Source organism: Neobacillus drentensis (assembly GCF_036965425.1).
GTDB classification, from domain to species: domain Bacteria; phylum Bacillota; class Bacilli; order Bacillales; family Cytobacillaceae; genus Neobacillus; species Neobacillus drentensis_F.
In genome coordinates, this window is the sequence record NZ_JBALPP010000068.1 from 24,408 (window position 1) to 35,527 (window position 11,120).

Annotated in this window: 11 protein-coding genes; 6 read left to right on the forward strand and 5 right to left on the reverse strand. The window is 38.8% G+C overall.

From position 1 onward, the window contains the following. Positions 1-227 precede the first annotated feature (227 nt). The 4 genes from V7161_RS17560 to V7161_RS17575 are packed head-to-tail and all read left to right on the forward strand — an operon-like array spanning position 228 to position 4,394. Positions 228-1,475, forward strand: a complete 1,248-nt coding sequence (locus V7161_RS17560; protein WP_335714250.1) for a Zn-dependent hydrolase — start codon at positions 228-230, stop codon at positions 1,473-1,475. Positions 1,476-1,491: 16 nt separating this feature from the next. Then, entirely contained in the window at positions 1,492-2,676 is a 1,185-nt protein-coding gene (locus tag V7161_RS17565) for a M20 family metallopeptidase (protein WP_335714251.1), read from the forward strand. Positions 2,677-2,724: 48 nt separating this feature from the next. Beyond that, positions 2,725-2,919, forward strand: coding sequence for a DUF3311 domain-containing protein (locus V7161_RS17570; protein WP_335714252.1), 195 nt, complete (start codon positions 2,725-2,727; stop codon positions 2,917-2,919). After that, positions 2,919-4,394: a sodium:solute symporter family protein gene (locus tag V7161_RS17575; RefSeq protein ID WP_335714253.1), complete on the forward strand. Its 1,476-nt coding sequence runs from the start codon at positions 2,919-2,921 to the stop codon at positions 4,392-4,394. The genes V7161_RS17570 and V7161_RS17575 overlap by 1 nt, the downstream gene beginning before the upstream one ends. A 57-nt stretch (positions 4,395-4,451) precedes the next feature. Here V7161_RS17575 and V7161_RS17580 read toward each other — a convergent pair whose 3' ends face one another. The 3 genes from V7161_RS17580 to V7161_RS17590 form a co-directional block, all read right to left on the reverse strand. After that, positions 4,452-5,018, reverse strand: a complete 567-nt coding sequence (locus V7161_RS17580; protein ID WP_335714254.1) for a hypothetical protein — start codon at positions 5,016-5,018, stop codon at positions 4,452-4,454. 337 nt (positions 5,019-5,355) lie between these two features. Beyond that, on the reverse strand, positions 5,356-6,840 hold the full coding sequence (locus V7161_RS17585; protein ID WP_335714255.1) for an amino acid permease: 1,485 nt from the start codon (positions 6,838-6,840) through the stop codon (positions 5,356-5,358). Positions 6,841-6,975: 135 nt separating this feature from the next. Continuing rightward, positions 6,976-7,881, reverse strand: coding sequence for a MurR/RpiR family transcriptional regulator (locus tag V7161_RS17590; protein WP_335714256.1), 906 nt, complete (start codon positions 7,879-7,881; stop codon positions 6,976-6,978). Between the two features lie 182 nt (positions 7,882-8,063). Between V7161_RS17590 and V7161_RS17595 the strand changes: the two genes are divergently transcribed. Further along, a complete protein-coding gene (locus V7161_RS17595) occupies positions 8,064-8,633 on the forward strand; it encodes a DNA-3-methyladenine glycosylase I (protein ID WP_335714257.1) in 570 nt (189 codons plus the stop codon). A gap of 39 nt (positions 8,634-8,672) precedes the next feature. Here V7161_RS17595 and V7161_RS17600 read toward each other — a convergent pair whose 3' ends face one another. Both V7161_RS17600 and V7161_RS17605 read right to left on the reverse strand, forming a co-directional pair. Continuing rightward, complete coding sequence (locus V7161_RS17600; RefSeq protein ID WP_289983162.1) at positions 8,673-8,837, reverse strand: hypothetical protein; 165 nt, start codon at positions 8,835-8,837, stop codon at positions 8,673-8,675. A gap of 115 nt (positions 8,838-8,952) precedes the next feature. Further along, entirely contained in the window at positions 8,953-10,068 is a 1,116-nt protein-coding gene (locus V7161_RS17605; protein ID WP_335714258.1) for a metallophosphoesterase, read from the reverse strand. Positions 10,069-10,775: 707 nt separating this feature from the next. On the opposite strand from V7161_RS17605, the gene V7161_RS17610 reads away from it, so the two are divergent. After that, entirely contained in the window at positions 10,776-11,027 is a 252-nt protein-coding gene (locus V7161_RS17610; RefSeq protein ID WP_335714259.1) for a hypothetical protein, read from the forward strand. Positions 11,028-11,120: the final 93 nt, after the last annotated feature.

Consider the following 11,120-nt stretch of genomic DNA (forward strand, 5'->3'; position numbering starts at 1 on the left):
ATATTCTAACAAATAATTTTCGTAATTGTGTGATTTTTATAAGGTATAATAAGGAAAAGGGATATTCGACACTGTTTTTTGTGTTTTTACACAAATTGTTTGTTTAAAATTTTGTGTAAAAAAACATAAAAAATATTCAGATAAGTTTTATAATTATAAATACATAAAAAATATACGCCATTCTATTAACGCAATAAAACTATGAAATTGGCAGAAGGGGTAGAGTCTTGATAAATGCAGAAAGATTATGGAGCCGACTACAACTCCTAAGCGAAATTGGAAAAACAGAATCTGGGGGAGTTACTCGTTTGTCCTTTACCAAGGAAGAAAGAGATGCCAAGAACCTGGTTGCTTCCTTTATGAAAGAAGCGGGATTAGAAGTTCGGGAAGATGAAGTTGGAAACTTAATTGGGAGAAAAGAAGGGTTGAATCCGAAAGCTTCAGTAGTTCTAACCGGCTCCCATGTCGATTCCGTCTTTAATGGAGGGAATTTCGATGGACCATTGGGAGTTCTGGCTGCTGTTGAAGCACTCCAAGTGATGAATGATGAAGGGATTGAAACAGAACATCCAATTGAAGTCATTGCATTTACTGATGAAGAAGGAGCAAGGTTCAGCTTTGGCATGATTGGCAGCCGAGGGATCGCTGGTACCCTTACACAGGAGGAACTATTGAATAAAGATAAACAGGGGATTTCAATAGCGGAAGCATTCGTCTCCAGTGGCCTTAACCCTGATGAAATTGCGAAAGCTGCCCGTAAACCTGGGGATGTCAAAGCATATGTGGAGCTTCATATAGAGCAGGGGAAAGTCCTTGAAGGTCAGAACCTTTCAACTGGAATCGTTTCCGGACTCGCAGGACCGTTGTGGCTGAAGTTCATTTTTAAAGGGGAAGTTGGCCACGCAGGCGCGACTCCAATGCCAATCAGGCATGATGCCTTAACAGCAGCAGCAAGAGTGATGTTAGTGATTGAAGAGGAAGCTTCAAAAACGGGGACGACAGTGGGGACTGTTGGACAAGTTCAAGTATTACCAGGGGGAATCAACATCATTCCTGGCCATGTCGAATTCACTTTAGATTTACGGGATATTGATGAGAATGTCCGCGACGGTGTGGAATATCAAATAAGAAAAGCTGCTGCAAAGATCTGTGAAAATCAAGGTATTAAGTTAACCATTGAAGATCTTCAACGGGTAGCACCAGCCCCATGCTCTGACTTGATCAAAAATGCTGCAAGCGAAGCATTTGAAACGCTTGGACTTGAGGTTCAATTTCTCCCTAGTGGAGCGGGCCATGACGGGATGCAATTAATGGATTTATGTCCAATGGGGATGATCTTCATTCGCTCAAAGAATGGAATAAGCCATGATCCTGCTGAATGGAGCTCAAAAGAAGATTGTAGAGACGGAGCGAATGTCCTCTATCAAACAGTTCTGAAACTGGCTGTCCAAAAAGTTAATGTAACAATGAAATAAATTGGAGATGATTTCAATGAGTACAGGTACATCAACAAATCTAAATCAATTGGCAAGTAATCTAAAAGAACAGGTCATTTCATGGAGAAGACATTTACATCAAAATCCGGAAGTTTCATTTCATGAAGAAAATACGGCGCAATTTATATTTGATACATTACATTCTTTTGGAAACTTGGAAATTTCCAGGCCGACAAAAACAAGTGTCATGGCACGTTTGATTGGAACTCAACCGGGAAAAACTCTTGCGATTCGAGCGGACATGGATGCTCTTCCAATTCAGGAAGAAAACACATTTGAATTTGCTTCCCAAAACCCAGGGGTCATGCATGCATGCGGACATGACGGGCATACAGCAATGCTCTTGGGAACAGCAAAAATACTTTCAGGTTTAAAGGACCAAATTAAAGGGGAAGTTCGTTTCTTGTTCCAGCATGCCGAAGAGCTTTTTCCTGGCGGTGCTGAAGAAATGGTTCATGCTGGTGTAATGGATGGGGTCGATTTAGTAATTGGAACACATCTGTGGTCACCAATGGAAATTGGCAAAATTGGCGTGGTTTACGGTCCAATGATGGCAGCTCCGGATACTTTTTGGATTACAGTAAAGGGGAAAGGGGGACATGCTGCCCTCCCGCATCAAACAATCGATTCCATCGCGATTGCGGCCCAGGTTGTAACCAATTTGCAGCACATTGTCTCAAGGAATACGGATCCGCTTGATAGCCTAGTTATTTCTGTAACCCAAATTCTCGGTGGTACCACGCATAATGTTATTCCAGGGGCTGTTACACTTTGGGGTACAGTTCGAACCCTCGATCCAAAACTGCGTGAATCGATTCCGGGAAAAATGGAACGTGTCGTAAAGGGGATCACGGAAGCACATGAGGGATCCTATGATTTTAAATATGAATTTGGCTATCGTCCCGTTATCAATAACAACGAAGTGACTGCTGTCATTGAAGAAACTGTTAGAGAAGTTTTTGGTGAAGAAGCCCTTGATATGATGAGACCAAATATGGGCGGTGAAGATTTCTCGGCCTTTATGGAAAAAGCTCCAGGCTGTTATTTCTATGTCGGAGCAGGAAACGAAGCGGAAGGGATTACGTATCCACATCATCATGCACGCTTCACCATTGATGAAGATGCACTCGAAATCGGTGTGAAAACATTCCTGCATGCAACATTTAAATTTTTGGAGTGAAGTTTGTAGAACAAAGCACCATAGATATAAAAAAATGGGGGTTAGGTTATGAAATTACATCAGCTTCTTGCACTTATTCCGTTCATTGGTTTACTTGGGGGCGTACCATTCGTCAATAAAGTCACTCCCTATGTTTTCGGGATGCCTTTTGTTCTATTTTATATCGTTTTATGGGTAGTACTAACTTCTGGCATCATGGCGATTGTGTTTAAATTGGACCCAGAAAATAAGGAGGAGATTTAATGAATACCGCTTTAATTATTATTTTCGGATTTTTAGCGTTATCCATTTTCCTTGGTGTCCAGGCCCAAAAGGGGAAGGACATGAGCCTTGAGCAATGGTCAGTCGGCGGGCGCGGCTTCGGAACCATCTTTGTTTTCTTGTTGATGGCTGGTGAGATTTATACAACCTTTACCTTCTTGGGTGGTAGTGGATGGGCATACGGGAAAGGCGGCCCAACCTATTATATTTTAGGTTACGGCTGTTTAGCTTATATCATGTCTTATTGGCTGCTTCCTGCCATTTGGAAATATGCGAAAGATAACAAATTGATGTCTCAATCCGATTTCTTTGTCAGCAAATATAAAAGCCCATTTCTTGGAGTTTTTGTTTCGCTAGTAGGTGTTGTCGCACTTATTCCATACCTTATCTTGCAATTAAAAGGACTCGGAATTATTGTTTCAGAAGCATCTGGCGGTTCCATTTCATCAACGGCAGCGATTTGGATCGGTGTTATCGCCGTAACAGCATACGTGATGATTTCGGGGATTCACGGTTCGGCATGGACAGCAGTAATTAAGGATATAATGATTCTCGGTGTCGTCTTATTCCTTGGAATCTATTTACCGATCCATTATTACGGCGGCTTCCAGCCAATGTTTGAAGCGATTGAAGCTGCAAAACCGGGATTTCTTGCGCTTCCTGCTACTGGTTTAAGTGTATCTTGGTTTATTTCTACCGTTCTATTAACAGCGCTTGGATTCTATATGTGGCCACATACCTTCGGCTCGATTTATTCTGCCCAAAGTGCAAAGGTATTCCGGAAGAATGCCATTATCATGCCACTGTATCAGTTAGTGTTATTATTTGTATTCTTTGTAGGCTTCGCGGCCATTCTTCAAGTCAAAGGTTTAGAAGGTGCTGCTGGTGACCTAGCATTGTTAAAGCTTTCGATGCAAACGTTTGATCCATGGGTAGTAGGCTTAATCGGTGCTGCCGGCTTATTAACCGCCATCGTTCCTGGGTCTATGATTATGATGGCAGCAGCCACTCTTCTTGCGAAAAATGTATATAAGGTATTTGTTCCTAAGGCATCCGATCAGCAAATTTCAAAACTTGCTAAAAATCTTGTCCCTGTAGTGGCAATCATCGCACTTTATTTTACTTTTAAAGGCGGCGATACTCTTGTGACCTTGTTATTGATGGGATATAGCTTAGTAACTCAACTATTCCCGGCATTAGTATTTAGCTTAGCTAAAAAGAACTTTGTGACAAAGGCAGGTGCCTTTGCAGGTATTGCAGTTGGAGTGTTTACAGTTGCTTATATTACAATCAGCGCTTCAACGATTGGAACACTTTTCCCTGCACTGCCTCAATTTATCAAAGATTTAAATGTCGGAGTTATTGCCCTTGTTATTAACCTTGTCGTTACGTTTGTTGTAAGTGCGGTTACTAGATCAGTAAAAACGGCAAATAACCCGAATCAGAGTGTAGCCTAAATCGAAAAAAGTTCACGGTCAGAACAGCCGTGAACTTTTTTCGTATAAAATATAAGATTATGGCTGGTCGGATTGCTTCTGACCTTCTTCCTTCTTATTATTCAATAGAAAGAAGGTTAATGGTTTTTCAGAGCCGGTCATTAGTTTATAAACATAAGAAGAAGTTACTTTATAGCCATCTTCAATTTTTGCCGCTAAATAATTCGTCCTTTCAAAAAGGATGGAACGAATATTGTTTAGCTGCCGTGACATTTTGTCAATCAGAGCTTCCTGTGTATCTAAACGCTGCAAAACCCCTCCTTGAACCTCCGCTTGTTCAGCAAGTTTTCCTGCCAAATCTTTTTGCAATTCAAGCTGCTTATCATTAATAGTCTGTAGAAATTGGATGATCTGATTTTCAAATTCTTTTCGGTACAGATGATTTTCTCTTAGGTCGTGGAGTTGATTGTCAACCTGTTTCCAATGAATGGCTTCGGTCTCTTTATGAAGCTGTGATTGCATTCTAAGTTCATTAATTAGCTCTGTAAAAGAATCCTTCCGTGAGTACGCTTGATTAGGTTCATTAATATTTTGCTTATTTTTAAACACTTCAGGGTGCTCACGATTGTTGATAAATAATCCCATACCTCACCCGCCCTTTTTATCTTTAGTAGTGATATTTTATGTCTAAAGCTACAATGGGGGGACAAATATGGGCAACAGTCTAGATAAAAATGATGAATCCTAGAATAAAGTAATAGTAATAATTAGATGAAGGTGAACCATTGTGTTTATATTTAATTTCTTCAATAACAAATGTGCCATTTGCAAAAGGAAGGTAAAGCCTCTTAAAACCTATATCAATGATAAAGGTGAAACTTTAAAAGTATGTATTCCTTGCTCGGAATACGCAGAAAGACGTGCTTATCGAATTAAAAAGTAAACAGCCAGGCTGATTGCCTGGCTGCTTGATTTTTAAAAATTATTCTCTACTAAAATCGGCTTCTTTTAATGGTACCATTTTTGACTTTTTAGTTATTTTATAGCCTAAATAACCCAATATAAATAGTGGCAGTCCAATATAGGAAACAGCAATTCCATACCAGTCAATCTTAGCGCCGATAAAGGCTTCATAATTGGTTCCGAGCATGGCAATTAAACATAACACTGTTGCTAAAATTGGGCCTAATGGGAACCATTTTGCTAAGTAAGGCAGTTCCTTAAAATCTCTGCCTTGAGCGACAAAGGCTTTTCGGAAGCGGAAATGAGTGATGGAAATACTTAACCAAGAGAGATATCCAGCTAAGCCTGCCGCATTCAATAACCAAGAATAAACGGTACCGTCACCAAATAGGGAAGTCAGGAAGCAAAGCATACCAACTAATGTCGTAATATATAAAGCATTTACTGGTACGCCGCCTTTATTTACTTTTTTCAAAAAGGCTGGGGCTTTACCTTCCTCCGCCAATACCCATAGAACACGTGAACCAACATATAGAGATGAGTTTCCGGCAGATAATACAGAAGTAAGAATGACAGCATTCATAGCTGCGGCCGCGAATGCAAGTCCTGCATGCTTAAATACAAGTGTGAACGGACTGACGGCAATATTATCAAGATCTCCGCCTAATAGATTCGGATCCTTATAGCTGATTAATGCACCAATTATGAAAATGGCTAAGACATAAAACAATAGAATGCGCCAGAAAATTTGCTTAATCGCTTTAGGGATATTTTTCTCTGGGTTTTCACTTTCCCCAGCTGCTACCCCAACCATTTCCGTTCCTTGGAATGCAAATCCCACAACCATGAAGACACTGAAAATCGACATTAGACCTCCTTTAAATGGAGCCTCACCTTTTGTGAAGTTGTCAAAACCACTAGTGTGGCCATTCATAATTCCAAAAATCATCAATAAACCGACAGCGATAAAAATGATGATAGTTGACACTTTGATAATGGAAAACCAAAATTCGGATTCCCCATAGCCTTTTACAGATAATACATTAAGACCAAAAATCAGGGCAAGGAATAGGGCACTCCAGACGATTCCTGGAACATCCGGCAGCCAGTATTTCATAATTAAAGCTGAAGCTGATAATTCAAGTGCAAGAATGATTGCGTTGTTATACCAATAGTTCCAACCAACAGCAAAACCTAAAGCAGGGTCGACAAATCTGGCAGTATATGTACTAAATGAACCAGAAATAGGAATAAATGCAGCCATCTCAGCAAGACTTGTCATTAAGAAATAAACCATAATCCCTGCGATAAGATAAGCAGCTAAAGCGCCGCCAGGACCGGCATCATGAATGGTCGTCCCACTTGCTAAAAACAGGCCGGTTCCAATTGTTCCGCCAATGGCGATCATCGTTAAATGTCTTGTTTTAAGCTTACGTTCTAAATGCTCTTTTTCTGGTAAGGAGGATTGTACAACAACGTCAGATTTACGTGCTGAATTTTGCATAGATACACCTCTTTTAAAATGAAATAATAATAGCTAGTTTAAATGATAGATCGGTAGTTGTTAATTGAAAATCTTTACTTACTAATGTTTGACTGAATTCAAGTGTGATAGCGTTTACAATAATTTCGGATACATTTATTCATTGAAAACATTTAAGCTGGTATACATTTTATCTAATTTTTGTTGATGCTTCTGGACCCGTTCCTGGTCTTTTTCGTGGATCCCTTCAATAATCAAATCCACTAAGCTGATCACTGATGCGATTGAATTGCTGCCAGTTTGGGCATTCTCCTCTGTGGTTAGGACAATATTTGCAATTCTTCCAACAGGTGAAAGCAGGCGATCGGTTACGGCAATTAAACATATATCATTTTCAGCTACATATTCAGCTAATTTAATCGTGTCATTAGAGTATCTCGGAAAGGAAAAAACGACCACTACTGAGTCCTTCGTAAGGTTTGAAAATTTCTCTAGAAATTCTCCAGTAGGTGAACATAATGTTACATGATCTCTAATGGAACTGAGCATATAGGAAAACCAGTAGGCAGCTGCATGAGAAAGCATATGTCCGGCGATTAACACTTGATCTGCCTTGATAATGGTATCAACGGCTTTCCAAATTTCCTCGACATTTGATCGATTAATTAATTGCTTTAGGAGTTGGATCTCGTTTAAAATTACTCTTTTAAACGGGTCGCTGTTTCTGAAAGGCAAGCGGCTACTATTTTCAGAATCTGCTTGATTCTCCTGAAGGAGCCCTTGTTGAATCGTCGTTTGCATTTCACTAAAACCTTCAAATCCTAATGCATAGGATAATCGTATTACGGTGGTTTCACTTACAGCTGCCTGCCGGCCAATCTGAAAGGCCGTTTTAAAGGCGGCTTGGTTGAGGTTTTCACTCAGATATTTGGCCACTTTCTTTTGACCTGCAGATAAGTCGGAGAACTTATTCCGAACCAATTGTTGAAAAGAGACATTTTCCATTCTTCCGTCCTTTCCAAATGAAGGGAATCCTTCATTTAATTTTTTTGGTGCAGTCAATCCTTTTTCTGTTATATACACTATCATAAGTGAGTTAAAATGAGAAGGAGTATTTTTATTTTTTAGATTATTTTGATTACCGTAAGAAAATGGAATTTATCAGTTTGTAGAATACGGACTAGATAATAACGTGGAAATCAATGATAATAGAAGGAATTAAACAAATAGGGGAGGTGGAAAATTTGAATCGGTGTGGCTGGGTAAATAAGGATCCATTATATATCCATTATCATGACGAGGAATGGGGAGTGCCTGTCTATGATGACCGTTTGCTGTTTGAGTATTTAAATCTTGAGGGAGCTCAGGCTGGTCTAAGCTGGTATACGATTTTGAAAAAGCGGGAGAATTATCGAAAGGCTTTTGATCATTTTGAAGCAGAAAAAATTATTACATATGATGAAAAGAAGATTGAGGAGCTTTTACTGAATGAAGGAATAGTTAGAAATAAGCTGAAAATCAATGCGGTAATTACGAACGCAAAGGCGTATTTAAAGATCGTAGAGGAATTTGGATCCTTCAGTCAGTATATCTGGTCTTTTGTGGGAGGCAAACCAATTCAAAATCATTTTAAGGAATTAAAAGATGTCCCTGCATCCACGGAAATTAGCGACAAATTAAGCAAGGATTTAAAAAAACGCGGTTTTAAATTTGTCGGCACTACGATTTGTTATGCGTTTATGCAGGCTGTTGGAATGGTAAATGATCATATCATAACGTGTGACTGTTATCAAAAAACAGCACTGACGAAGTAAAAAAGGCGATAATCTCTGTAAGGAGATATCGCCTTTTATCTATTTACTTAACTTGTTTTCCAAAAGAAAATCTGAAGTTGGCAGGGTAATAATTTTTCCACCAATTTGAACATGAATGGTATCGTTAAATATGGCCTTAACAATTCCTTTTAAAGAAATTGTAGAATTAACCGAGATTTTTTTTGATTCTGAATGATTTGCCAAATTAACCAACACCTTTCAAAAATGTTATTTTATCTATTATATATGATGGAATATAAAGAATGCGAGAAAAAATATCAGAAAAATGAAAAAAATATTAGATGTTTTGAAATGGCAATTATTTTGCTTCCTTAAAGGCTATATCTATTTGAATAATTTCAGATCGGCTGCCAATTCGAAGCGGGGGACCCCAAAAACCAAAGCCTGATGACACAATCGTATGGAGCTGATTTTTCTTCAAATAACCCCAGTCTACTTCAAACATTCTTCTTGTTATGAGATGGTTTGGTGCTAATTGTCCACGATGAGTATGCCCTGACATTAGAAGGTCGACTTGATTTTTCTCTGCTTGAATGAGATCCGATGGTTGATGATCCATCATAAGAATCGGAAGTGTATTAGGTGTATCAGATAATAAGTCAGAAATAGGCTTTCGATTATGATCGGTTTTGTCTTTCCGGCCTGCTAAATAAAAGCTGTCAGCAATGGTGATTACTTCATCTAGTAATATAGTAATGCCGATCTGTTCCATTTCCTGCAAAAACCGTGGAATTCCGCCTCCATAATATTCATGATTTCCTAGAACGCCATAAACGCCTAATGGAGCAGATAGCAGCTTCAATACATCTCCCATTTTCTTTTGGATAAATGGCTCAGGATCATCGTCAATGATGTCACCCGGCAATAAGATGATATCGGGATTAAGGGAGTTGACTTCGCGAACAAGCCTCCTGGCATGCTCTAAACCTGACAATCTGCCAAAATGCATATCGGATGCCATCGCGATTCTTAGATTCGAAAGATTACTTGCTTGATTTGGAATAGAAATAGAAAACTTACGAACAATCGGGCTGTATGCGTTATAGCTGCCATAAATAAACACAATAAGGAATGCCGAAAATACGATACTTCCAATCCAATTAACGACAGCAAGTGAAGGGAAATTGAAAAATATCAAAATCAACCCAACAAGGTTCGCAAGTGGAAGGAAAAGGACAGCGTATTGAAGGAAGCCAAACCAATAAGCACCCACTACTCTAAAAATGGCCATTTTTTTCAGAAAATAACCAATAAGGTAGGAAAATGATATTATTCCAACAATGAATCCATAAATCCATTTGTCCTGTAGTCCAAATGCAGAATGCAGCCAAACCCATCCATTCCAGCCAATATAAAACGTTAACGCTGAATAGAGAGTAATCATTAGCGTAAAACTTATGATCCGTTGATTCATAAAAAACTCCCTTATTTAGGTTTCATTAGGTATAAATACCTGAAATGTAGTTCAAGTATTGCATGAACGTTTTTTGAAGTCAATTAATCTACACTAGGGTATTGGGGACTAAAATAATTGGGTCACGTAGAAGTTTTCTACGTGACCCTTTTTTAGGTTAAAGTCTTCTTTTGGTTACTTAGACCATCAAAATGTAATCCCGTTTGCCCTTTTTTCAATATAGTTTATGTGTAATTTCCGGTCTAATTCTGTAAGTATTCGCTGGTATTTTTGATGCTCTCGCTCTCTTCGTTGTTCAACCTTCATCCTGACTCGATGGTTCCTCCGATAAACCTCGTAACAAACTCCATGGGCTTTCATCATCGCTTTTTCCATTTCATTTGTGTAACTCAGCTTTAAATAATGAATAACGAATCCCTCCGGTTAATTTCGCTTTGAGCGATTATTTGTCGTGCACAGTTTTAATCTTAGCATTCAGATTTTGAATGCACAAAGTCGATATAAAGGGGTCAGGCGGGGTATATTGGACTGAGATGAAATCTCAATAAAATACCTCGTGGATGCTTAAAGATTGAACCAAATCCTTCCTTTAAGAGCCTGTATTGTAAAATATGGGCATTTGGACAATCTTGAATAATGAAACAGTCAAATCATATGAGCGTCTAATATAGTAAGAAATAATTCGACAACTGAAAGGAAGAAAGCGTATGTTCCTTTTTATAATTTTTCTTTTTGGACTTCTCTTACCATTCCTTTTGATGAAATATAAGTCCATATGGGCAAAATGGATTCCTGCCATCCTATTCCTAATTGGTACCTTCATTATGGGAATTAAAGCTTGGATCTTTCCAGGGCCAGAGATGTCAGCATTAGGAGACATTATCTATTTTATGATTCTTGGCTCTGCCACAATAGGGGCCATTATTGGTGCGATAATTGTGGGGGTTATGAAGAGGTAAAGAGCTATCAGATAGCTCTTTTTTTAATTGAAAAAATTTTTTATTTTTTATATTGACCAAATAGGGTAGGGGGGTATAGTATAAGAGTATAAG

What these genes read in the sequence shown, in the direction of transcription:
- V7161_RS17565 (WP_335714251.1), top strand. Translation starts at nt 1,492, where the DNA reads ATGAGTACAGGTACATCAACAAATCTAAATCAATTGGCAAGTAATCTA.
- V7161_RS17570 (WP_335714252.1), top strand. Translation starts at nt 2,725, where the DNA reads ATGAAATTACATCAGCTTCTTGCACTTATTCCGTTCATTGGTTTACTT.
- V7161_RS17575 (WP_335714253.1), top strand. Translation starts at nt 2,919, where the DNA reads ATGAATACCGCTTTAATTATTATTTTCGGATTTTTAGCGTTATCCATT.
- V7161_RS17580 (WP_335714254.1), bottom strand. Translation starts at nt 5,018, where the DNA reads ATGGGATTATTTATCAACAATCGTGAGCACCCTGAAGTGTTTAAAAAT.
- V7161_RS17585 (WP_335714255.1), bottom strand. Translation starts at nt 6,840, where the DNA reads ATGCAAAATTCAGCACGTAAATCTGACGTTGTTGTACAATCCTCCTTA.
- V7161_RS17605 (WP_335714258.1), bottom strand. Translation starts at nt 10,068, where the DNA reads ATGAATCAACGGATCATAAGTTTTACGCTAATGATTACTCTCTATTCA.
- V7161_RS17610 (WP_335714259.1), top strand. Translation starts at nt 10,776, where the DNA reads ATGTTCCTTTTTATAATTTTTCTTTTTGGACTTCTCTTACCATTCCTT.